At 73.3% G+C, this 23,564-nt stretch carries 13 protein-coding genes, 2 tRNA genes and 1 riboswitch; of the genes, 6 read left to right on the top strand and 9 right to left on the bottom strand.

Translation table 11 applies throughout. From position 1 onward, the window contains the following. Positions 1–19: 19 nt before the first annotated feature. Complete coding sequence (locus ACI2L3_RS27995; RefSeq protein ID WP_404755138.1) at positions 20–790, top strand: TetR/AcrR family transcriptional regulator; 771 nt, start codon at positions 20–22, stop codon at positions 788–790. A 203-nt stretch (positions 791–993) separates the two neighbouring features. After that, positions 994–2,877, top strand: a complete 1,884-nt coding sequence (locus ACI2L3_RS27990; protein WP_404755137.1) for a sigma-70 family RNA polymerase sigma factor — start codon at positions 994–996, stop codon at positions 2,875–2,877. Positions 2,878–2,905: 28 nt separating this feature from the next. Here the strand turns inward: ACI2L3_RS27990 and ACI2L3_RS27985 are convergent, their stop codons facing one another. Both ACI2L3_RS27985 and ACI2L3_RS27980 read right to left on the bottom strand, forming a co-directional pair. Further along, positions 2,906–6,328 carry an AfsR/SARP family transcriptional regulator gene (locus ACI2L3_RS27985; protein WP_404755157.1) on the bottom strand — a complete coding sequence of 1,141 codons (3,423 nt, stop codon included), beginning with the start codon at positions 6,326–6,328 and terminating at the stop codon, positions 2,906–2,908. 158 nt (positions 6,329–6,486) lie between these two features. Further along, the gene (locus tag ACI2L3_RS27980) at positions 6,487–8,571 is read right to left on the bottom strand and encodes an asparagine synthase-related protein (protein WP_404755136.1); all 2,085 of its coding nucleotides are present in this window, start codon (positions 8,569–8,571) and stop codon (positions 6,487–6,489) included. Positions 8,572–9,374: 803 nt separating this feature from the next. On the opposite strand from ACI2L3_RS27980, the gene ACI2L3_RS27975 reads away from it, so the two are divergent. The 4 genes from ACI2L3_RS27975 (at position 9,375) to ACI2L3_RS27960 (ending at position 14,449) form a co-directional block, all read left to right on the top strand. Further along, on the top strand, positions 9,375–10,820 hold the full coding sequence (locus ACI2L3_RS27975) for an MFS transporter (protein ID WP_404755135.1): 1,446 nt from the start codon (positions 9,375–9,377) through the stop codon (positions 10,818–10,820). Between the two features lie 143 nt (positions 10,821–10,963). After that, on the top strand, positions 10,964–12,175 hold the full coding sequence (gene lhgO, locus ACI2L3_RS27970) for an L-2-hydroxyglutarate oxidase (RefSeq protein WP_404755134.1): 1,212 nt from the start codon (positions 10,964–10,966) through the stop codon (positions 12,173–12,175). A 122-nt stretch (positions 12,176–12,297) separates the two neighbouring features. After that, on the top strand, positions 12,298–13,059 hold the full coding sequence (trmB, locus tag ACI2L3_RS27965; protein WP_404755156.1) for a tRNA (guanosine(46)-N7)-methyltransferase TrmB: 762 nt from the start codon (positions 12,298–12,300) through the stop codon (positions 13,057–13,059). A 43-nt stretch (positions 13,060–13,102) separates the two neighbouring features. Then, positions 13,103–14,449, top strand: coding sequence for a PrsW family intramembrane metalloprotease (locus ACI2L3_RS27960; RefSeq protein WP_404755133.1), 1,347 nt, complete (start codon positions 13,103–13,105; stop codon positions 14,447–14,449). A 20-nt stretch (positions 14,450–14,469) separates the two neighbouring features. On the opposite strand, the gene ACI2L3_RS27955 is transcribed toward ACI2L3_RS27960, so the two are convergent. The 7 genes from ACI2L3_RS27955 to ACI2L3_RS27925 all read right to left on the bottom strand — a co-directional run bounded on the left by ACI2L3_RS27955 (position 14,470) and on the right by ACI2L3_RS27925 (position 23,372). Further along, positions 14,470–15,414 (bottom strand): aldo/keto reductase, encoded by a 945-nt coding sequence (locus tag ACI2L3_RS27955; protein ID WP_404755132.1) that lies wholly within the window; start codon positions 15,412–15,414, stop codon positions 14,470–14,472. A gap of 138 nt (positions 15,415–15,552) precedes the next feature. Then, the gene (locus tag ACI2L3_RS27950; RefSeq protein WP_404755131.1) at positions 15,553–16,638 is read right to left on the bottom strand and encodes a M23 family metallopeptidase; all 1,086 of its coding nucleotides are present in this window, start codon (positions 16,636–16,638) and stop codon (positions 15,553–15,555) included. Positions 16,639–16,649: 11 nt separating this feature from the next. Further along, a riboswitch (cyclic di-AMP (ydaO/yuaA leader) is annotated at positions 16,650–16,797 on the bottom strand. Positions 16,798–17,018: 221 nt separating this feature from the next. Further along, complete coding sequence (locus tag ACI2L3_RS27945) at positions 17,019–18,179, bottom strand: PP2C family protein-serine/threonine phosphatase (protein WP_404755130.1); 1,161 nt, start codon at positions 18,177–18,179, stop codon at positions 17,019–17,021. A gap of 175 nt (positions 18,180–18,354) precedes the next feature. After that, positions 18,355–18,428: transfer RNA gene (locus ACI2L3_RS27940), tRNA-Met, on the bottom strand. A 128-nt stretch (positions 18,429–18,556) separates the two neighbouring features. Continuing rightward, positions 18,557–18,629, bottom strand: a tRNA-Lys gene (locus ACI2L3_RS27935). A 148-nt stretch (positions 18,630–18,777) separates the two neighbouring features. Continuing rightward, positions 18,778–20,850: a LamG-like jellyroll fold domain-containing protein gene (locus ACI2L3_RS27930; protein WP_404755129.1), complete on the bottom strand. Its 2,073-nt coding sequence runs from the start codon at positions 20,848–20,850 to the stop codon at positions 18,778–18,780. Between the two features lie 191 nt (positions 20,851–21,041). Then, on the bottom strand, positions 21,042–23,372 hold the full coding sequence (locus tag ACI2L3_RS27925) for a DEAD/DEAH box helicase (protein WP_404755128.1): 2,331 nt from the start codon (positions 23,370–23,372) through the stop codon (positions 21,042–21,044). Between the last annotated feature and the right edge of the window lie 192 nt (positions 23,373–23,564).

Here is a 23,564-nt window from a genome sequence, read left to right as displayed (position 1 = left end):
CATTACCGGGGGAACGTGTATGCACATTCAGGAGACTCACTGGACTTCCGCTTCCGTGTCGGCATCAGCCGTCGGCCCGAGCGGGAACGGACGCGACATGGGGGAAGGAGCGCGCACGACACCACTGCGTGTCGACGCACAGCGCAATCTCGAACATGTACTGAGGGCGGCACGCGAAGTCTTCGGCGAGCTGGGGTACGGCGCGCCGATGGAGGACGTGGCGCGCCGCGCGCGGGTCGGTGTCGGCACGGTCTACCGACGCTTCCCGAGCAAGGACGTGCTGGTCAGGCGGATAGCCGAGGAGGAGACCTCCCGGCTGACTGACCAGGCGCGTGCGGCGCTCGGGCAGGAGGACGAGCCGTGGTCGGCGCTCTCGCGCTTCCTGCGGACGTCCGTGGCGTCGGGTGCGGGGCGGCTGCTGCCCCCGCAGGTGCTGCGGGTGAGCGTCGAGGACGGCGCCGCCAAGGAGGAGGAGGCGCGGGTGCCGCAGCAGCGGCAGTCGCTCCCGGACTCTCCCGAGCTGCGTCTGATCGAACAGCGCCAGGCACCCGCCGAGGAGTCGACCTCCCTGGGTGACGACGCGGGAGCGGCGACGCTGCTCGACGTCGTCGGCCGTCTCGTGGAGCGGGCCCGCGCGGCGGGCGAGCTGCGTGCGGACGTCACCGTGGCCGACGTGCTGCTGGTGATAGCGACGGCGGCGCCCTCGCTGCCGGACGCGGCGCAGCAGGCGGCGGCCTCTTCGCGGCTCCTCGACATCCTGCTCGAAGGGCTGCGGTCCCGGCCCGCGTAACCGGCCGGGCTACCCGGTGGAAGGCTCGACCTCGCGTCAGGCAGCGATCGTTGAGCCTTCCCCGAACGGGTGAAAGATAGTGCTCCATTGCGGTAAATCGCCCCGGACGGGTGGTTGAACGTCCGCACCGTCGGCCTCGGCACGCCCGTGTGTCACTCTTTCCCGGTAATCGGGTCTGAGTGTGCAACCGGGGGCGTTCCGCGATGAGTGTTGACGGTCCGGACGAGTCGTCCGCCGGGTTCGGCGAGGGGGCTCCCTCGGGCGGCAGCGGCACGGAGACCGGTGGCTCGCGCGTGCCACCGCAGCGCGAGGGCGGCGACGCGGCCCCGGTGTCCGACGCCGACCTGATCGCCCGGATGCGGTCCGGCGACGACTCCGCGTACGAGGAGCTGTACCGCCGGCACGCCGAAGCTGTGCGCCGCTATGCGCGCACCTGCTGCCGGGACGCCCACACCTCCGACGACCTCACCGCCGAGGTGTTCGCCCGCATGCTGCAGGCGGTGCGCGGCGGCAGCGGACCCGAGCACGCCGTGCGCGCCTATCTGCTCACCACCGTGCGGCGGGTCGCCGCAGGCTGGACGCAGTCGGCGAAGCGGGAGCAACTGGTCGACGACTTCGCGGTGTTCGCCGCGCAGGCGGCGCGCGGCGCCGAGGTCTCCGACGACACCGCGTCCATGGGCTCCTTCGGAGCGGGCCTGGAACTCGGCGCGGACGTCCGCGCGATGCACGAGGCCGAGCAGTCGATGGCCATGCAGGCCTTCCGGAGCCTGCCGGAGCGCTGGCAGGCCGTGCTGTGGCACACGGAGGTCGAGGAGGAGTCCCCGAGCGAGGTGGCCACCCTCTTCGGCCTCGACGCGAACGGCACGCGCGTGCTCGCGAGCCGCGCCCGCGAAGGCCTCAAGCAGGCCTACCTGCAGGCGCACGTGAGCGCCACGCTCACCGAGAGCGAGGAGTGCGCGCGCTACGCCGACCGGCTCGGGGCCTACGCCCGCGGCGGCCTGCGCACCCGTGCCGAGCGCGGCCTGCGCAAGCACCTGGAGGAGTGCGCCAAGTGCCGGCTGGCCGCCGGCCAGATCAAGGACGTCGCCAGCGGCATCCCGGCGGTCGTGCCCATCGCCGTCATCGGCTGGTTCGGCGCCGCCGGGTACGCGAAGGTGGCCGCGCTCGTCGGCGGCGGCACCGCCGGAGCGGGCGCCGCGGGGGCCGCGGGAGCGGCCGCGGCGAGCGGATCCGCCGGTGGTTCGGCCGGCGGGTCGGCCGCGGGCGGGGCCGTCGCGTCCGAAGGGCTCGGCGCCCCCGCGAAGGCGGGCATCGTGGCGAGCGTCGTCGTGGCGGCCGGTGTCGTCGCGGCGATCGCCCTCTCCGGAGGGAGCGGCAAGCCCGACGATGACCGGCCGCCGAAGGCCAAGGAGCCCGCGGTGTCCGAGTCGATCGTGCCGCAGAAGCCGCCGTCCCCGAAGCCGAAGCCCAAGCCCGAGCCGCCCCCCGCACCGACCCCGGAACCCACTCCCACCCCGACCCCGACGCCCACGCCGAAGCCGAAGCCCCCCGCCAAGGAGAAGCCCGAGCCGAAGCCGCCCCCGCCGGCCCCGAAGCCCACTCCCACCCCGCCCAAGCCGACCCCGAAGCCGCCTCCTCCGCCGCCACCGGCCCCGAAGGTCTACCAGTGGAACGAGCTGAAGTACGGCCTCACCGGCGACGGCACCGAGCCCGAGATGCGGCTCGCCGAGAGCAGCTGGGTGTGGCAGCGCTGGGGCCTGTCGATCGGCGACCGGCGGTACTCCCACGGCGTGACCGTGCACGGCAGGTCCTCCGTCACCATCGACCTCAACCGCAGCTGCTCCACGTACGACGCGGTCGTCGGTGTCGACGACATGACGATGGGGCTCGGCAAGGTGCGGTTCTCCGTGTACGGGGACGGGGCGCGGTTGTGGCAGTCCCCGCTGGTCAGGGGCGGTGACCCGGCGGTGCCTGTGCACGTGAACCTCACCGGGCGCAAGACGGTCAGGCTCGTCGTCGAACCGCACACGCCGTTCGACACGACGGCCCTCGCGGACTGGGCGCAGTCGCGGATGAGCTGTCTCTAGGCCCTCGTGTCGCTGGACGCCCGTGTGGCTAGGCGTCCGTGTCGCCGAAGGCCGCGGTCGCCAGTTCCAGCTCCGCCAGCACTTCGTCCGTCGTCAGCGCGCCGCCCGCGGCGCGCTCCCGCTCGTACGCCTCCGGGCCGAGCGCGTCCGTTGCCGCGCGCTCCACGCGGTCCGCCTGCACGTCGTCCGGGTGGGGCCGCCGGTTGCCGTTGCGCAGGCAGGTGGCGGCGGCGAGGACCCGTGCCGCGCGCGCGTGCTCGCCGAGCCCGGAGAGCAGCACCGCGGCGCCGTCCAACAGCGACGCCACGATCACCTCGGAGCACCGGGACTCGACGGCTTCGCGCACCGCGCCGGTGGCGATGGGCAGCCCCTTGGCAGGACCGGAGTCGGCCGCGGCGATACGGGACTCCACGGCGCTCAGGGCGACCATGAACTGCGGCGGCGGTGTGCCGTACTCGGACTCGGCCCGCGACGCCTCGCACAGCGCACGGGCCGTGTCGACGTCTCCCTCGTCCAGGGCGAGCAGCGCTCCCAGCAGCCGGACGAAGGCGCGTGAGTCCGTCACGCCGTACCGGTCGGCCTCCGCGCCGGCCTCTTCGAGCACCTTCGCCGCCACGGCCCGGTCGCCCTCCCGGTAGGCGACCTCGGCGAGCCGGGCGAGCAGGAACGAGGACTCCGCGAAGGCCCCCACTTCGTAGGCGAGGCGCAGCGCTTCCTCGTACTCGACGCGGGCCTCCTCGTGGTGGCTGCGGGCCATGGCCGCCTCGCCCGCGGCGCTGCACACCTGGGCGCGCATCCAGCGGTCGCCCACCCGGCGGCTCAGCTCCCGCAGCTCCGCCAGGTCCTCGTCGACGCCGGAGAGGTTGCCCGGCATGTCGACGGCCATGTGCGTGCGGAACATGAGGATGACGCCGAGGTCCCAGTCCTCGCCGTGGCGACGGCAGTTCTCGACCGTCCGGTTCAGCGGGACCAGCGCGTCCTCGTGGGTGCCGCCGGTGAAGAAGATGGTGAACGGCCAGAGCAGCCCGGGGAAGCGGGCGGTCTCGGGCACGGGTCGCGCGAAGGCGGCGCGCAATCCCTCGACGAGCGCCGGGTCGGCCCACTCCCCGTGGTGGGCCGGTGAGTCCGCGGGTCTGGACTCCGCGACCAGGCACAGGTGCAGCAGGTGGAGCCTCATCCACGGCCAGTAGAGCGGGTCGTCCTCGGCGGGGAGTCCGGGGGGCGCGAGCTCCAGGACGCGGGCCATCCAGTCGGCGCCCTCCTTGCGGTAGTTGCGCAGCCACCAGAACCAGCCCGTGTCCAGTGCGATCCGGATCGCGAGCGCCGCGTCACCGACCGCGGCGGTGCGCTGCAGTGCGGCCCGGATGTTGTCGAGGTCCGTCTCCAGGCGGCTGATCCACGGCAGCTGTTCCGCAGATCGGAGCAGGGGCTCGGCGCGGGCGACGAGGTCCGCGAAGTACGCCGAGTGGCGGGCCTCGGCCGCGGCGAGCAGGCCGGGGGTCTCGGCGGCACGCTCGGTCGCGTACTCGTGGATGGTCTCCAGGAGGCGGTAGCGCATGCCGCCGTCCGCGGAGTCGGCGTCCGGGACGGCCACGACGAGGGACTTGTCGACCAGGGCGCCGATCAGGTCGGTGGCGGGTGCGGTGCACACGGCCTCCGCGGCCGGCAGGTCCCAGCTGCCCGCGAAGACGGACACCTCGCGCAGCACGGTCCGCTCGGTCTCGTCCAGCAGGTCCCAGGACCAGTCGACGACGGCCCGCAGCGTCTGCTGGCGGGGCAGCACCGTGCGGGCACCACTGGTGAGGAGACGGAACCGGTCGTCGAGACGGTCGGCGATCTGGCGCGGGGTGAGCAGCCGCAGGCGGGCGGCGGCCAGTTCGATGGCGAGCGGCAGCCCGTCGAGGCGGCGGCAGATCTCGGCGACGGCCGCCGCGTCCTCCTCGGCGTCGAAGCCGGGCCGCACCGCCATGGCCCGCTCGGTGAAGAGCCGGTGGGCCGGGTCGGGCGGGAGCGGCTCCACGGGGCGCACCGACTCGCCCGGCACGCCCAGGGGTTCGCGGCTGGTGGCGAGGATGGTGAGGCCGGGGCAGTGGGTGAGGAGGGCCTCGGCGAGCTCGGCGGCGGCGCCGATGACGTGTTCGCAGTTGTCAAGGAGCAGGAGCAGGCTGCGCGGGGCGCAGTACTCGACGAGCAGGGCGATCGGGTCGTCCTGCGGCGCGGTCAGCTCGCTGGTCATCAGCACGGTCTCGCGCAGACCGAGCGCACTGACGACGGCGCCGGGCACCGCCTCCGGGTGGTCGAGCGGGGCGAGCTCGGCCAGCCATGCCTGCGGATGCCCGGCGGCGGCTTCCTCGGCGAGGCGGGTCTTGCCGGAGCCGCCCGGTCCGGTGAGGGTGACGAGGCGGGCCCTGTGCAAGTCGGAACGGATGGCGACGAGTTCGGGTTCCCGGCCGACGAAAGAGGTCAAGCGGGTGCGGATGTTGCCGTTCTGCTCGGCTCTGTTGGGGCGTGGGTGGGGGTGCGGGTTTGGGTTCGGGTTCGGGTTCAGGTTCGGGTTCGGGTTCAGGTGCGCGTTCGGGTTCAGGTTCAGGTGCGGTTGCGACGGCTGCGACGGCTGCGACGGCTGCGACGGCTGCGACGGCTGCGACGGCTGCGACGGCTGCGACGGCTCAGGATCCGTCGGCCTCTCCGGCCCCGGCTGCTCCAGCCGATCCGGCCACTCCGACCGCTCCCCCGGCCCCGCCAGCAACTCCGCATGCAACGCCCGCAGTCGCGGCCCCGGATCGGCGCCGAGCCCCTCCGCCAGGGCGCGGCGCGCGTCTTCGTAGGCGGCGAGCGCGTCCGCCCCGCGCCCGGCGTCGCGCAGGGCGCGGATGAGCAGGGCATGCAGGGTCTCGTCGTACGGCTGGGCGGCGGTCAGTTCCCGCAGCTCCGGTACGACGTCGGGGGCGCGGCCCAGGAGCAGGTCCGCCTCGATCCGCGCGCGGACGGTCTCCGCGCGCAGGGCCTCGGGGCGGGCCGCGGCGGTGCGGTCGGGCAGGTCGGCGAGGGCGGGGCCGCGCCACAGGGCGAGGGCGTCGCGCAGGGTACGGGCTGCCTGGGCCGGGTCGCCGCGGTCCAGGGCCGCCCTGCCCGCGCGCGCGAGCTGCTCGAAGCGGTGCAGGTCGACGTTGTCAGGGGCGACGGCGAGGCGGTAACCGCCGGGGGCCGACGCGACGGCGTCCTTGCCCAGGGCGCGGCGCAGGCGGCCGACGAGGGCCTGGAGGGCGGCGGGCGCGTCGGCCGGCGGCTCGTCGGCCCAGACCTCGTCGATGAGGGCGCCGACGGTGGCCGTGCGGTTCGCGTGCAGCGCGAGGGCGGCGAGGAGCGCGCGCAGCCGCTGGCCCCCTACGGACAGGGGGGCGCCTTGGTCGTCGTACGCCTCGGTGGCGCCCAGGATTCGGTACCGCACCACGTCATTCTCCCTGCACGGGTGCGCGAGGGCGCGTGCTTTCTTTTCGGGCGTATGTCGCGGGGCGTGCGCCCTGCTTCGGACGTACGTCGCCGGGGCCCGGGGCGGGTGCGGGAGAGCACCCGCGCGTACCGCCAGGGCCTGTCCTGGCGCCCGTCCTAGCGCCCCGCTCCTAGTGCGCCCCTCTGCGGAACCACACTCCCCGTAGGAACAGCTCGTTGCCGTGCTGGAGTCCCCGTCCAGCACGTTCCTCTTCGCGACAGCAGCCGGCGCAGCCACAGCTCGGTGGAGACCAGGTCGGCCAGGCCGTCCAGGGGAAGCGGCTCTCCTTCGGCGGCCGCGCGCAGGGCCTTGCGGACGACCCGGGCCTCGACGAGGCCCGCCTGGGCGAGGAGCGGGGTGTCGAAGAGGGCGATGAGGTCGTCTACCGCCAGGCGGAGTCCGGTGCGGGCGGCGGCCGCTTTCGAGGCGTGGGAGGGGGCGCCCCAGCCCGTCGGCAGGTCGGCGACCCCGGCGCCCTCCAGGACGGTGCGCAGGATCGCGGCCCGCGCGCCGGGCTGGACGCGCAGGGACTCGGGAAGGGCCCGGCAGGCGCGGACGACCTGGTTGTCGAGGAAGGGCGCGTGCAGGCGCTGGAAGCGCACCTCGGCCGCCTGTTCCAGGACGCGCAGGTCCGCGGCGTGCCGGGCGAGGGCCGCCCGCGCGCGGAACTCGCCGGGACGCTGGCCCGGGCCGCCGGGACGCGTGGTGGTGTCCTGCAGGCGAACCGATACTTCTGCGAGGGCCTCTCCGGTCAGCCAGCGTGCGGCCGGGCCCGGCCTGGCCCACGCTAGGGCGGCGAGTGACGCCCCCACCGCGCCGCCAGGTTCGTCGAAGCGGCGGTGCAGCAGCCGGTCGGCGAGGGATTCGACGCCCGCGCGGTGCGGCATGCGGGCGAGCTTGCGGGCGGCGCCGTACACGCGCGCGGGGACGAAGACCGAGCCGTCGGCCTTCGCGAGCGCCGCGACGGGGCGCACCATGTGGCGCCGTCTGCGGTCCATGAGGAGGTCGGCGAGGCGGGCCGGGTGGGCGTCGAGGACCTGTCGGGCGCCGTGGCCCGTGAAGTGGTCGGCGCTGCCCGAGGCGAGCCGGGCGCGGTGGCGCTGGGCGGTCACCAGGGTGGAGCTCGGCTCGTCCGTCAGGGGCCCTTCGAGGTCGGCGTAGGGGAGGGCTTCCTCGCCCGCGGCGACGACCACGTGGTGCAGGCGGGGGTTGGCGGCGATGGCGCCGGCCCGTTCCAGTTCGGCCTCGCGGCCGTTGACGGCCAGGTCGTTGAAGGTGACGGCGAGGAGGCGCTCGCCCGCGCCCGTGCCGTGCCCGAGGACGGTGCCGGGCATGCCGGGCAGACCGGCCGCAAGGAGAGCGAGGGTTCCCGAAGCGGGCCCTCCGGAGAGGTCGGCTCCGATGCCGGGCACCGGCATGCCGCGTGCCGCGCGCCGTTCGGCGGGCCCCATGCCGGGCACCGGTCCGGGGTCTATGTCCATGCCCGGCACGTGACGGGGTGCGGTGAGGCGGGCGCGTACGGCCTCCACGAGGGCGTCGCGGACGCCGTCCACGGCGCTGTCGGCGTCGGCGGCGGGCGCGGCGACGGCCAGCGAGGCCACCGGTTCGTACCCGGCGATCTCCCGTGCGCCCGCGCGCAGGATCAGCGCGTGCCCCGGTGGCACGCGTCGCACGCCCTGGTACGGGGTCGAGTCGTGCAGCGCCTCGGGGACGTCGGGGGCGGCGAGCAGCGCCGCGAGGTGGCCGATGTCCAGGTGGGCCTCGATGAGGTCGGCCAGCGGCAGGGCGGCCGTCGCGTAGGCCGTGCCGCCCGACCAGGGGGTGAAGAAGACGGGGCGGGCGCCCGCGAGGTCACCGGCGATCATGATGCGGCGGCCGACCTGGACGACCGCCGTGTAACTGCCGGACCAGGCGGTGAGATGGCGCAGGGCGCCGCCGCGGGCGGCGAGGAGGCCGATCCGCAGCTCCTCGTCGGAGGCTCCGCAGATGCCGAGGACGGCGATGCGGGTCTGCTCGTCGGCCGTCACTGTCCGTACTTCGTCGGCGCGCCAGTCGCCGACCGCCCAGAGCGGATCCGGGTCGCCCCACAGGAGTTGGGACCCCACGGGGTGCACGGTCTCGCCGCCGTCACCGGTGGCTCCGGCCGAGCCGACCACCGAGGGTCTCGCGGTGGTACTGCTCCACCCCACCAACCACCGCATCGCTGCCTCCACAGGCTGTGGACAGATCTGGGGGTCCCATGCTGCCACGAAGGAGGCGTGCGGGAAGGGCTGCGGGGCCGCTTGCGCGGCGGTGAATGCGCCCTGGGAGGGCGGTGGTTGAAGGGCAGAACGAAGGCCCTCTCCTTGGGGATGCCTTGCGGATGCCCTGCGCCTGTCCTGTGTGCGCGACGCGTGCCGACCGCACGGGTACGCGCGCACACCGCACCCGTGGGCGAAATGCCCACTCCTGTACATGGGCGTTTTTCGGCCAAATCGGCCTGTGATGAGCCCACGGCGGAACCGTTCGAAGGCAACACACAGCCCGGGAGGCGGTGTTCGCCTCCCGGACCGGTCCGCCGCCCGCGGGGATGGAGGCGGCGGTGTCCCCCAGCCCACTGACTCCAGCGCAGCGGGCCGACCCACGCATCGCCAATGGAAGCGCTCCCCCCATGGCCGGTGAAGAGCGCACACACGGGCGCACGGCCACACGGCGGGAGCACGCGGCGCCGTCGGCGCACTTCCGTACGGACAACAATCTCGCCATCCGGAACTGCGCCTCTTAACGCTTGGGATGCGGCGAACTACGCTGTGTGTGCTGATGTTTTCGCGGAGGCATATACCTGGAGGATCGGCCAAACGCTCTTGCGGCCGCTGTTCCGGCCACCGCGCGCGGAGCCCGGGGGCGGGACGCCCGGAACTCGCGGCGCGCGACGGCTCGGGTAGGGCTGCCTCCGGGGGAACGCAGCACGAATGCCGCGCGGTCCAGCCACTGCCCGGCAGCCGTCTGTGTCGAGGGGTGGCGCATGTCCAGGGAGCAACGCGGGCCGAACGAAAAGCTCGGCACCGTTCTCGCCCTCGCGGGAATCAGCAATGCGGGACTCGCCCGCCGGGTCAACGACCTCGGCGCACAACGCGGGTTGACGCTCCGTTACGACAAGACCTCGGTGGCCCGCTGGGTGTCCAAGGGCATGGTGCCGCAGGGCGCCGCCCCGCACCTGATCGCGGCGGCCATCGGGCAGAAGCTCGGCCGTCCGGTGCCGCTGCACGAGATCGGCCTCGCCGACGCCGACCCCGCGCCGGAGGTGGGCCTCGCCTTCCCCCGTGACGTGGGAGCGGCGGTGAAGTCCGCGACCGAGCTGTACCGCCTCGACCTGGCGGGCCGCCGCGCGGGCGGCGGGATCTGGCAGTCGCTGGCGGGCTCCTTCGCGGTCAGCGCGTACGCGACGCCCGCGTCGCGCTGGCTGATAACCCCGGCCGACTCCTCCGTCGCACGCGACGTCTCGCGCGAGGCGCCACGCGACGCCGTGCACGCCGACGACAGCGGCGCGCCGATGAAGGTCGGCCACAGCGACGTCCTGAAGCTGCGGGAGGCCGCCGAGGACGCCCGCCGCTGGGACTCCAAGTACGGGGGCGGCGACTGGCGTTCCTCGATGGTTCCGGAGTGCCTGCGGGTCGAGGCGGCGCCGCTGCTGCTCGGCTCGTACTCCGACGAGGTCGGACGCGCCCTCTTCGGAGCGTCCGCCGAGCTGACCCGCCTCGCCGGCTGGATGGCCTTCGACACCGGCCAGCAGGAAGCCGCCCAGCGCTACTACATTCAGGCGCTGCGCCTCGCGCGTGCGGCGGCCGACGTCCCCCTCGGGGGGTACGTCCTGGCGTCCATGTCCCTCCAGGCGACGTACCGCGGCTTCGGGGACGAGGGAGTCGACCTCGCGCAGGCCGCCCTGGAGCGGAACAGGGGCCTGGCCACCGCCCGCACCATGAGCTTCTTCCGCCTCGTCGAGGCGCGGGCACACGCGCGTGCCAACGACGCGCAGGCCGCGGGGGCCGCGCTGCGGGCCGCCGAGGGGTGGCTGGAGCGGGCCAGGGACGGCGACCACGACCCGTCCTGGCTCGGCTTCTACTCGTACGACCGCTTCGCCGCGGACGCCGCCGAGTGCTACCGCGACCTGAAGGCGCCGCGCCAGGTGCGGCGCTTCACGGAGCAGGCGCTGTCCCGCCCCACCGAGGAATTCGTCCGCTCGCACGGCTTACGCCTCGTGGTGTCGGCGGTCGCCGAGCTGGAGTCGGGCAACCTCGACGCGGCGTGCGAGCAGGGGACGCGGGCACTGGAGGTCGCCGGACGGATCTCGTCCGCGAGGACCACCGAGTACGTGAAGGACCTGCTGCACCGTCTCGAGCCGTACGGGGACGAGCCGCGGGTGGTGGAGCTCCGCGAGCGGGCCCGGCCCCTGCTGGTGGCCCCGGCGTAGGCCCGGTCCCGCCGCGCCCTCCGGTGAACCGCCGGCTGAGGCCGGGTTAACCGGCGCGGAGCGGTGGGAGAGGAACGGACGCCCGAGGTTTGGCGGCGTTGTCAGTGGCGCAGGGCACTATCTGTGGTGGGAGGTGAGGCGCGGTGAAGAAGGTCGCGTACGACTGCGACGTGCTGGTGATCGGCGGCGGGATCGTCGGGCTCGCGACGGCGTATGCCCTCACGCGCAGCGCTCCCGGCACCACGGTCACGGTCCTCGAGAAGGAGCCGGGCCCCGCCCGCCACCAGACGGGCCGCAACAGCGGTGTGATCCACAGCGGGATCTACTACCGCCCGGGCTCGCTCAAGGCGAGGTACGCGGTCCGGGGCGCCGCCGAGATGGTCAAGTTCTGCGCGGAGTACGGCATCGCGCACGAGGTCACCGGCAAGCTGATCGTCGCCACGGAGCGCGCGGAGCTGCCCCGCCTGCACGCCCTCGTCCAGCGCGGCAGGGAGAACGGCATTCCGGTGCGCGAGCTGGGCCCCGCCCAGATATGCGAGTACGAGCCGGAGGTCCGCGGCCTCGCCGCGATCCACGTCGGGACGACGGGCATCTGTGACTACAGCGCGATGGCGCGGCACCTGGCCGACGCCTCCGGAGCGGAGATCCGGTACGGCGCGGGGGGTACGGCGGTCCGCATCGACCGCCGCCCCGACCGCGGCGTCGCGGTCCGCACGGCGGACGGCTCCGTCGTGCGCGGCAAGGTCCTCGTGAACTGCGCGGGGCTGCACTGCGACCAGATCGCGCGGCTCACCGGGGACGACCCGGCCATGCGGATCGTCCCCTTCCGGGGGGAGTACTTCGAGCTGGCCCGCCCCGAGCTGGTGCGCGGCCTCGTCTACCCCGTGCCCGACCCGGCCTTCCCCTTCCTCGGCGTCCACCTCACCCGCGGCATCGACGGCGGCGTCCACGTGGGGCCGAACGCGGTCCCGGCGCTGGCCCGCGAGGGGTACGACTGGTCGGTCGTCCGCCCCCGCGAGCTCGCCGGCACGCTCGGCTGGCCCGGCTCCTGGCACATGGCCCGCCGCCACTGGCGGTACGGGGCGGGTGAGCTGCGCCGCTCCGCCTCCAAATCCGCCTTCACCGACGCGGTGCGCAGGCTGCTGCCCGCGGTCCGCCCCGCCGACCTGGTCCCGGCGCCCGCCGGCGTCCGCGCCCAGGCGGTCCTGCGGGACGGCACGCTGGTCGACGACTTCCTGATCCGGGAGGGGGCGCGCACGGTCCACGTACTGAACGCGCCGTCGCCTGCCGCGACGGCGTCCCTCCCGGTGGGGAGGGAGGTTGCTCGTCGGGCGCTGGGGGTTTTGCGGGGGTAGGCCCCGCCCTCCCGTAAAATTGCCGCACTGTGTCTGAGTCATCCCATACCCCCGACGTCCCCGGCGCCTCCGGCGCTCCCGAGGTTTCCGACGCGACCCGCGTCTCCCGGTCCGGGGGGCGGGTGCAGGCGGCGCCGCGGTTTCCCGGGGGGCCGGCGCCGGACCCCGCGGGGTCGCACCACGAGCGGCGGATCCGCAGCTTCCAGCCACGCCGCAGCCGGGTGACCACCAGCCAGGGGGACGCGCTGCGTCGGCTCTGGCCCAAGTGGGGGCTGGACATCGACGGGCTGCGCACGCTGGATCTCGCCGAGCTGTTCGGGGACGGGGAGACGCCGTCCGCCAAGCCCGTCGTCCTGGAGATCGGCTTCGGGATGGGCGAGGCCACCGCGAAGATGGCCGCCGCCGACCCGGACACCGGCATCCTCGCCGTCGACGTGCACACCCCCGGCCAGGGCAATCTCCTCGGCCTCGCCGAGCGGAACGGCCTGACCAACGTCCGCGTGGCCAACGGCGACGCGATCATCCTGCTCCGCGAGATGCTGCCGCCCGCCTCCCTCGACGGGCTCCGCGTCTACTTCCCCGACCCCTGGCCCAAGGCCCGCCACCACAAGCGCCGCCTGATCCAGCCGGAGTTCCTGACGCTGGCCGCGCCCTCCCTCAAGCCGGGCGCGATCCTGCACTGCGCGACGGACTGGGAGCCGTACGCCGAGCAGATGCTCGAGGTGCTCACCGCGCACCCCGACTTCGAGAACACCCAGGCCGACGGCGGATACGCCCCACGCCCCGACTTCCGCCCCCGCACCCGCTTCGAGGGCCAGGGCCTGGACAAGGGCCACGTCGTCCACGACCTGCTGTTCCGCCGGATCGCCCCGCCACAGGACTGAGGCACCGTCGCGGTCACTTGCCACCCTCGTTAGGGTCGACGACGTGGCCACCAGTCCTCCGTATCCGATACCCCCCGAGGCGCCCGCCCCGGGGGAGCTGCGCCGCGTGCGCTGGTGGCAGCGGCGCGCGATACGCGTGGCCGCACTCGTCACGCTGCTCGCCCTCTCCGGCCTGGTGATCCTCGCCCTGGTCAGGGAGCAGACCGGCACCGAGGGCTTCCTGGTCGGGCTCGGCCTCGCGACCGTCCCCGTACCGCTGCTCGTCGCCGCGTTCCGCTGGCTGGACCGGGTCGCCCCCGGCCCCTGGCGGAACCTCCTCTTCTCCTTCTCCTGGGGCGCCTGCGCGGCCGCGCTCATAGCGATCGTCGCGAACAGCTTCGCGATCCGCTGGATAGCCACCGCCACCGCCGACCCCACCAGCGCCGACACCCTGGGCGCGACCGTCATCGCGCCGATCGTCGAGGAGAGCGCCAAGGCGGCGGCCGTACTCCTCGTCTTCCTCTTCCGCAGACGCGACTTCACCGGCATCGTCGACGGCATCGTCATAGCCGGGGTGACCGCGACCGGTTTCGCGTTCACCGAGAACATCCTCTATCTGGGCAACGCCTTCGTCACCGACCAGCTCAGCCGCGACAGCGGCCTCGCGTCGGTGACCGCCGCGACCTTCTTCGTGCGCGTCGTCATGTCCCCGTTCGCGCACCCGCTGTTCACCGTCATGACCGGCATCGGCTTCGGCATCGCCGCGCTCTCGGCCGAGCACCGGCACCTGCGCCGCGTGCTGCTGCCGCTCACCGGGCTGCTCCTCGCGATGGGCGTGCACGCGCTGTGGAACGGCTCGGCGGTCTTCGGGCAGTACGGCTTCTTCGCCGTGTACGCCCTCTTCATGCTCCCGGCGTTCGGCCTGCTCACCTGGCTGGCGATCTGGACCCGGCAGCGCGAACTGCGCATGATCCGCGCCGAGCTGCCCGTGTACACGGCGGCGGGCTGGCTCACACCGCCCGAACCGTACGCGCTCGGCTCGATGCGGGCCCGCGCGCTGGCCCGCGACTACGCCTCGTACACCTGGGGAAAGGCCGCGGCCCGCACGGTCGCGGAGTACCAGATGTACGCGACGTCGCTGGCGTTCCTGCGCCACCGGGGGCGCCGCGGCCGCGCCGGTGCCGACTTCGTCGTACGCGAGCGGGAGCTCCTGGAGAAGCTCTGGGAGCGCCGTGAGCCGGCCCGCCCAGCCCTGGCGTACGCGGCCGGGGCGACGGCGCCGGTGATGCCCCCGATGCCGTACGCGCCCTATGCGCCGTACGGCCACGCCCCGCCCCCGTCCCCCTACGGGCAGCCGCAGCCCTACCCGGCGGCCTACGGCTACCCGGCGTACAACCCCTACCGCTCCTAGGGCACGCCTCCCCGGAACCCTCAGGCGGACGCCGCGGTCAGCGCCGCGACCTCCGCCTCCGTCAGCTCCAGGTCGGCCACCGCGAGCAGCGCGGGCAGCTGCTCGACCGTGCGCGCCGAGGCGATCGGCGCCGCCACGGTGGGCTGGGCCGCGAGCCAGGCGAGGGCCACGGTCGCGACCTGCGCGCCGCGCGCCCCGGCGATCTCGTCGAGCGCGGCGAGGACACGGTCGCCCCGCTCAGTGCCCACGTACTCCTCGACCCGGCCGCTGCGCGCGCTCTCCACCTGGGCGCCGGGGCGGTACTTGCCGGTGAGGAAGCCGGACGCGAGGCCGTAGTAGGGGACGGCGGCGAGGCCGGAGCGGGAGGCGACCTCCTGGAGCGGGCCCTCGTAGGTGTCGCGGGAGACGAGGTTGTAGTGCGGCTGCAGCGCGACGTACCGCGCGAGGCCCTCGCGGTCGGAGAAGTCGAGGGACTCCTGGAGCCGCTCGGGCGTGATGTTCGAGGCGGCGATGGCCCGCACCTTGCCGGCCCGCACCAGCTCGTCGAGCGTGCCGATGATCTCCTCGACGGGGACCGACGGGTCGTCGTAGTGGGTGTAGTAGAGGTCGATGTAATCGGTGCCGAGGCGGCGCAGCGAGGCGTCGACCGCACCCTTGACGGTGGTCGCGGAGAGGCCCTTGTACTCGGGGTGCGCGCCGGCCTTCGTGGCGATGACGACGTCGGAGCGGTTGCCGCGCTCGGCCAGCCACTCACCGATGACGGTCTCGGACTCGCCGCCCCGGTTGCCCTCCACCCAGGCCGAGTAGACGTCGGCGGTGTCGATGAAGTTGCCGCCGGCCGCGGTGTAGGCGTCGAGGACGTCGAAGGACGCCGTCCGGTCCGCGGTCCAGCCGAAGACGTTGCCGCCGAGGGAGAGCGGGAAGACCTCGAGGTCGGAAGAGCCAAGCAGGCGAAGAGAAGTCATACGTTCCTCAACGCGGCCGCCGGAGACGGAATTCCGTGTATGGCTCACCGAAACGGCAACCGGCAGCCCTGGCGTCGGGGGGTTGTCGCCAGGACCGCCGGAGTATTCGGGGGAGTACGGCTGTGTCCCGGGGCCATGTCAGGGGTTCAGACCCTTGCTCTGCAGCCAGCCGAGCGGGTCGATCCCGGAACCGCCGGGCGTGTGGACCTCCAGGTGGAGGTGGGGGCCCGTGACGTTGCCCGTCGCGCCGACGCGGCCGATGACGTCGCCCGTGCTGACCTTCTGGCCCGCGCTGACGTTGAGCGACGACTGGTGGCAGTACCAGACCTCCGTGCCGTCCTCGAGTTCGAGCACGGTGCGGTAGCCGTACGCGCCCGCCCAGCCGGCCTCCTTGACGGTGCCGGTGTGCACGGCCTTGAGGGGGGTACCCGTGGGAGCGGCGAAGTCCAGACCCGTGTGATGCCCGGAGGACCACATGGAACCGGCGTCACCGAAGTGCGACGTGAGGGTGTACGAGGAGGTGGGGATGGCGTAGCTCTTGGCGAGCTCGGCCCGGCGCTCGGCCTCGGCCTTCGCCTTCCGGGCCTCCTCCTCCTTCTTCTTCTTGGCGGCGGCCTTGGCGTCCGCGGCCTTCTCGGCCGCTTTCTGCTGCTCGGCGGCCTCTTCGGCGGCCTTCTTGACGGCGGCCTCCTCGGCCGCGGTCCGCACGGCGGTGTCCGCCTGGTCCTGCTGGTTCTCGGCCTGCTGCATGATGCGGGCGCGCAGCGCCTCGCCCGCGTCGGTGGTGCCCTGCTCGGCGTCGGCGGTGCTGACACCGGCGGCGGTGAGCGGTGCGGCGGCCGCGACCGTGGTCGTCTCCGGCGCGTCGTCGGCCATCAGGGAGCCGACGCCCGGCAGGGACTCGGCCTCGGGCAGCGAGTCCGCGACGGCGCCGACGCCCGGCAGGTCGGGCATGGATATGGAGACCGGCGGCTTGCCGTCCTGCGCGGTGGCGATGCCGCCCGCGCCGACGGCGGCGATGACGCCCACGCCGAGCACGGTGGAGCTGCGGGCGAGGCCGCCGCCGCTCTTCTTGTGCACGCGGTGCCTGCCGCGGACGGGACGGATGGACTCCTCGGTGGGGTTCCACTCCTCGAAGGTCTCGGTGGAGCCCTCGTCGTACGAACCGAAGTCGTCGTCATTCGGCACGTACACGGCTTGGGGGGCAGGCCGGTTGGACGCCACTGGGGCGCGCTCCTTTCCTTCCTTCTCGCCTACCGGGTTAGCTGACGGGTTCGGAGCAGGAAGGTCTCCTACGAACAGCCGGCGCGTAGGCACAGCTGCCCGATTCACCCCAAGTTGGTGGTTCCCCGGCTCCCTTGCGGGATTAGGCGCGTGCGCGCGGAGCCGCCTCGAGTGACGGCTGGGACGACCGCGCTGCGTTATCGAACGTTAATAGACAGGGGGTCCGTATTCCAAGCCGTTCCGGTTGATCGTTAACGCTCATCGGCTGTACGTACCGGGACACGAGGGTGCGGAACGGGGCGAGTTGACCCCGCCCCTCCAAACACCGGAGCTTCACATTTTCTTGACAGAGCGTCAGTTGTTATGCGGAGCGGTGTACTTCAGTCACCACCGGTGACCCCCACCTCGCCGGCGGTGGGCCGCCGCACCGCGAGCAGCGCCATGTCGTCCGTCATCGCGCCTCCGGTGTGCCGCCGCACCTCCCCCGCGAGGGCGGCGAGCAGCGCGTGCGGGCCGCCCCTGCCGGGGAAGATCCGCCCGCCGAGCCGCGTCGCCGGATCGTAGAACTCCCCCGCCGCGTCGCGCGCCTCCGACAGGCCGTCCGTGTAGAAGAGCAGCGTCGCGCCGGGCGGGAACTCCGACTCGTCCGCCCGGTCCGGCCAGACCCCGAGGTCGCCCATGCCGAGCGGCAGCGCCGGCTCGCTCGCCGACATGACGCACAGCCGCCCGTCGCCGCGCAGCAGCAGTGGCGGCGGGTGCCCGCGGTTGATGAGGCGTACGGAACCCTCGCCGTGCCGGATCTCGGCGAGGACGGCGGTGGTGAACCCCTCGAACGCGTCGAGACCGTCGCGCCGGGTGCCCTCGCGGGCGAGCGCCCGCTCCAGGCGCTGCGCCACCGCCTCCAGGGTGGCCTCCTGCTCGGCGGCCTCCCGGAAGGCACCGATGACGACGGCGACCGCCGCGACTGCGCCCATGCCCTTCCCGCGTACGTCGCCCACGATGAGCCGTACGCCGTGCGGGGTGTCCTGCACGGCGTACAGATCGCCCCCGATGAACGCGTCGGCCTGCGCGGCCTCGTACCGTGCCGCGATGTCGAGCCCGCCGATGCGCGGGTCCGGCGCGGGCAGCACGGCGCGCTGAGTGGCCTCGGAGATGGAACGGGCGATGGCGAGCCGGTCGTTGCCGCGGCGCACGACACGGTTGATCACGATCGCGAGGGCGGCGACGGTCGCCACGGTGACCACTTCGGTGACGGCCTCGACATGGCTGCTGACGCGGTTGCCGTAGTGCAGGAAGAGGACGGCGCCCGTGGCCGCGGCGCCGGTCAGGACGGTGTTGAGCAGCGAGTAGAAGGGGGCGGCGATCAGCGGGGCGGCCGTGAAGAGCGGGGCCGCGGTGAACTCGGCCGGAGTCGCGGCGTCGTACCCGACACCGACCATGAGGAGCAGCAGCGGCAGTATCCGGACGAAGGCACGCTCGGTCCCGGTGGCCCCCCTGGCCGCCCTGGCCTCCCTGCCGCCGGGTCCTCCTCGCTGCCCCACCGCTTGTCTCCCGCCGACTCCGCGCCCATGACCGCGCTCCACTCAGGGTTCCCGCAGCGGGGGAAGGGTGCGACCCGTGTGGGCCGAGCGGGTTACGGACGCGTACGCCCTCTGGGGCCACGGAAAACACCCAGGGCCCGGAACCATGTTCTGGTTCCGGGCCCTGGGTCTTCAGTAGCGGGGACAGGATTTGAACCTGCGACCTCTGGGTTATGAGCCCAGCGAGCTACCGAGCTGCTCCACCCCGCGTCGGTGAACCCAACAGTACGCCATCCGGAGGGGTGCGTCGAACCACTTCCCTCGCGGCCACCGGGCACCCGCCCGGAACGACGCGGCGCCCGCATCCACCGAGGTGGGTGCGGGCGCCGCGCAGCGGGTAGACCGTGTGGGACTCGAACCCACAACCAATGGATTAAAAGTCCACTGCTCTGCCAATTGAGCTAACGGTCCTCGTCGGTGCACCCCCGAGCATAGCGGGACGGGGCCCGCCATCCGATCGGGTATTGCCGTCGAGGACCGGTGCTGTTGCGGAATGAGAGGTTCCGCGACCTGTGGAAGCCTCCCGCGGACGCTTCCGCGGGAGCCCACCTGCCGAGCGTCAGATCGCCCCGCTCAGCCCCACCACCTCCTGCTCACTGAGCACGCCCGTGTAGGCGTGCACGTCGTCCACGGCCCCGTGCAGGTACTCGCCCTGGCCGACCCGCAGCCCGCCGGTGGCCTTCCACGCGTGGTGGAACGGCGCACGAGCCTGCACCGTGCCGTCGACGTACAGCAGCACCTCGTCGGCCCCGTCGTCGTACACCACCGTCAGGTGGTGCCGGTCACCCGTCGATGCCCAGTCGTTGTCCGCCTTGAGCGTCGTCGTCTCCGCTCCCGCCCGGTCCTCGTGAGCCAGGGACAGCTCCCATATCTGCCGCTCCGGCGTGTACCGCAGCGTGGCGAGGTCGCTGTTCTCGCCCGGCAGGGAAAGAACTGTCATCGTCCGGTCCGCTGCGGCCGGGTCGAGCCGCACGTGTGCGGCCAGCGAGAAGCTGTCGCCGGTGTCCACGACCGGAGCGCCGGTCGCGGCGAAGTCACCGTCGCCGTCGAGGAGCAGTTCCCCCTCGCCCACCATCACGGGGTCCCCCGGACCGCACGCCGGGTCCAGCGGATCGCACGTCTGGTCGTCACGACGGATCTTCGCGTCGCCGCCCAGCTTCAACGGCTGCCCGCCGTCCTCCTCGGGGCTCACTCCCCCGGGCGCCCGGTCGAGCCGCCAGTGCCCCGCACGCACGGCCGCGCGCTCCGCGAGCTTCGCCGCTTCCGCCGGGACGACGACCCGGTTCCAGGCACGTACGTCGGCGATCCGGCCGGCCCAGTTCCCGCCCTGCCCGGACGCGTCCAGGACCCGGCCGATCTGCGCGCCACCGGTCCCCCGGGGTACCGGAACGTTCTCCGCCTTGTCGACGAGGCGGCCGTTCACGTACAGCCGGGCCGTCTTCACCGCCGGGTCGTACACACCCGTCAGCTGTGCCCACTCCCCGCTCTCCGGAGTGCCGCCCTTCGCCCGTACGACAGCGCCCTCCGGCCCGCCCAGCGCGAAGGACCACGTCCCGTCACCGTCGGTCCCCAGCCGGTAGGCCGCCGCCCCGTCACCGTCCTGGCTCACCGCGGCCATGCTCCGGCCCACCTCGTCGGGCCGCACCCAGGCGCTCACCGCGAAGGCCCCTCCGGTGTCCACGGCCGGGGCGCCCGGCGACAGATACGCGTCGGCCGAACCGTCCAGCCGCGCCGCCGACCCCACCCCCGTACGAGCCGGCCCTTCGGCGCCGAAAGTGACACCGGAGCCCGCCTTCGCGGGCTTGCCGCCCGATTCGGCGGCGCCTTCGGAAGCCCCCGCCGGGTCGGCGAGCTTCCAGTGGGCGGCCGGTGCGCTGCCCTTCTTCACGCGGAACTGGTAGCTCGTCGGTGCGCTCCTGTTCCCGGCACGGTCCTGCGCCTGGACGCTGACCGTCATCGGGCCCTCCCGCTCCGGCAGCCAGCTGAATGCGGCAGGCCCGCCCGGCCGTCCGGGCTCGACGGTCTTCGGCGTCTCCCCGATGAAGCTGTAGACGTAGGCCACGGTGTCGTCGGAGTCCGAGTCGACCGTGAAGGTGCCGCGCACGCCGACCCCGTCGTGCCACACGTCATCGTCCGGATACTGCGGCGACGCCACCGAAGGCTTCGCGGGCACCTCGTTGTCGTACACGAACTCGCAGCCGCCAGAGGCCGCCTCCGCGCTCCACGGCCCCCACGCCGAACCGTCGAAGGCCCGCACCCGCCAGCTCACCTCGGTGAGCGCCGGCAGATCTTCGGGAACGGTCCAGCTGAACGACGAGCCACTCCCCTTGGACGTCGTCCGCGCGGAGCGCACCTGCCGCTCCCCGTCCTTGCCCGTCCAGGACACCTCGAACTCCGCGGAGACCGGCTGCGCGTCCGGATCACGGAGCACCGCCCTCAGCTGCGGCCGGGTACGGACATAGGGTCTCTCGGCGTCGGCGGCGCACTCCTTGTCACCGGTTCTCAGATCCGCCCGCGCCGGTTGCTCCGGCGGACGGTTCTCCGCCGCCCCGGCCGCCCACGGTGTGGCGACGACGGCTGACGAGGCGAGTGCGGCAGCGACTGCGCAGCGCACGAAGGCATGACGAACCACGGGGTCCCCTCCCAATCGGCCCGGCTCCCCACCGGACCACCATTCCCAACGTGCCCGAAGGTAACAGCGAGTACTGACATCGGTACGCCATTTATGAGGGGGTGGTCCGGACACGCCGAAGGGCCCGCGCGACGCGTACGTCGTGCGGGCCCTTCGGTCAGGCAGACCTGGCTACAGATCCTGGCTGAGGATCAGCCGTTGCGCTTCCAGCGCGGCTTGTCGTCACGGCGGCCGAACGAGCCCGTGCCGGAGCCGGAGCGGTCGTCGCGGCGGTTGTACGACGGACGGTCGTGGCCGCCGGAGCGGAAGCCGCCGGAGCCGCCGGAGGGACGGTCGTCGCGACGGTCGCGGTTGAACGGGCGGTCGCTGCCGCGGTGGCCGCCGGCCGGGCGGTCGTCACGGCGGAAGCCGCCACGGTCGCCGCCCGACGGACGGTCGTCACGACGGTCGCGGTTGAAGCCACCGCCACGGTTGTCGTCACGGCGCTCGAAGGAACGGCCGCCGCCCGACGGACGGTCGTCGCGGCGGTCGCGGTTGAAGCCGCCACCACGGTTGTCGTCACGGCGGAAGCCGCCACGGTCACCGCCGGAGGGACGGTCGTCACGGCGGAAGCCGCCACCGCGGTTGTCGTCACGACGGTCACGGTTGAAGCCACCGGACGGACGGTCGTCGCGACGGAAGCCGCCGCCACGGTTGTCGTCACGACGGTCGCGGCTGAAGCCACCGCCACGGTTGTCGTCACGGCGCTCGAAGGAACGGCCGCCACGGTCGCCGCCGCGGTCGTCGCGGTTGAAGCCGCCACGGTCGCCGCGGTCGTTGCGACGCTCGTAGTTGCCGCGCTCGTCACGCTGCGGACGGCGGTTCTCGTACGAGGAGGAGCGCTCCTCGCGGGCCGGGCGCTCGGCGACGGGCTGCTCCGGGACCGACGCGGCGGCCTCGACGACCGCCTCGGCGGCAGCGGCGGCCTCGGCGACCGCGGTCTCCGGGTCGTCACCGCGCTCACGGGCGGCACGCGCGGTGAGGCGGTCGGCCTCCTCGCGCAGCTCGGCGGCGCGACGGGTGGCGCGCTCCAGCTCCTTGGTGAGCTCCTTGACCTCGCGCTCGGCCTGGACCGCGGCGTTGCCCGCGGAGTCGGCCTGCACCTCGGTCATCGAGCGGGCGCCGGTGATCTCGGCGACCTCCGGGTCGAAGGTGCCGCCGCCGTTGATGATGTGGCGCGTGGCGTCGACGCCCGCGTCCTCCATCAGGCGGAAGATCTGGCGGCGCTGGTGCGGCAGCGAGAGCGAGACGACCGTGCCGGAGCGGCCGGCTCGGGCCGTACGGCCCGAGCGGTGCAGGTAGTCCTTGTGGTCGCCGGCCGGGTCCACGTTCAGGACCAGGTCGATGCCGTCGACGTGGATGCCGCGGGCGGCGACGTCGGTGGCGACGAGGGCGTTGACGTAGCCCTTCTTGAAGTCCTCCAGGACGCGCGTACGAGCGCCCTGCGTCATGCCGCCGTGCAGCGCGTCGGCCTTCACACCGGAGTCGCAGAGCTGCTCGGCGATGCGGTCGGCGCCCAGCTGGGTGCGGACGAAGATGATCGTGCGGCCCTTGCGCGCGGCGATGGCGGCCGTGACGGGCGCCTTGTCGCGGGGCTTCACGATGAGGATGTGGTGCGTCATGGTCGTGACGTTGCCCTGGGCGCTGTCGACCTCGTGCGTCACCGGGTTGGTCAGGTAGCGCTTGACCAGCGTGGAGATCTCGTTCTCCATCGTGGCCGAGAACAGCATGCGCTGGCCGCCGGACGGGACCTGGTCGAGCAGCTCGGTGACCTCGGGCAGGAAGCCCAGGTCCGACATCTGGTCGGCCTCGTCGAGGACGGCGATCTGGGTGTTCTCCAGCGAGCAGGCGCCGCGGTTGATGATGTCGCGCAGGCGGCCCGGGGTGGCGACGAGGATGTCGACGCCGCGCTCGAGGGCGTAGATCTGGTTGCCCATGGACGTACCGCCGCAGACGACCTTCATCTTCAGGCCGAGGACGTCGCCGTAGGGCTGGAGGGCGTCCGCGACCTGCATCGCGAGCTCACGGGTCGGGGTGAGGATGACGCCGCGGGGCTTCTTCTTCTCGGTGCGGCCGTCGGCGGCCAGCGTCGCCAGCATCGGCAGACCGAAGGAGAGGGTCTTGCCGGAGCCGGTGCGGCCGCGGCCGAGGATGTCCTTGCCGGCCAGGGCGTCCGGGATGGTCGCGGCCTGGATCGGGAAGGGCGTGGTGACGCCGTTCTGCGCGAGCTTGCGGACGATGCCCTCGGGCAGACCGAGGTCGGCGAAGGTCATCTCGGGCTCGGCGTCGGCGTCGGCGGCCGCCTCGGAGACGTCGGAGGCGTCAGAGGAGGCGTCAGCGGCCTGAGGGGCCTCGGGGGTGACCTCGGGGACGTCCTGAGCCTCGGCGGACTCGACGATCTCGACGGCGGCCACTACGGCCTCGTCGTTCTCGACGATCTCGTTCTCGGGCAGGACGGCGTGGTCAGAACTGAAAATGGACATGCGAAATGCGAAACCTTCCGGAGTCTCGGCACGCGCCCGTCAACTCCGTGATTTCGCAATGGACCGCCTCGATGCGGTCAGCCACGGCAAGGGAGAGTACGCGCCACGCGGCGCTCTTCTGTGTCGGCGCCGGGCAAATGGGATCAAACGATCTACCACCATACGCACCCTCCACCCCTTATGGCAAACCGC

The sequence above is a fragment of the Streptomyces sp. NPDC029674 genome (assembly GCF_044903205.1).
GTDB lineage: Bacteria > Actinomycetota > Actinomycetes > Streptomycetales > Streptomycetaceae > Streptomyces.
This window is presented reverse-complemented; position numbering and strand designations above follow the sequence as displayed.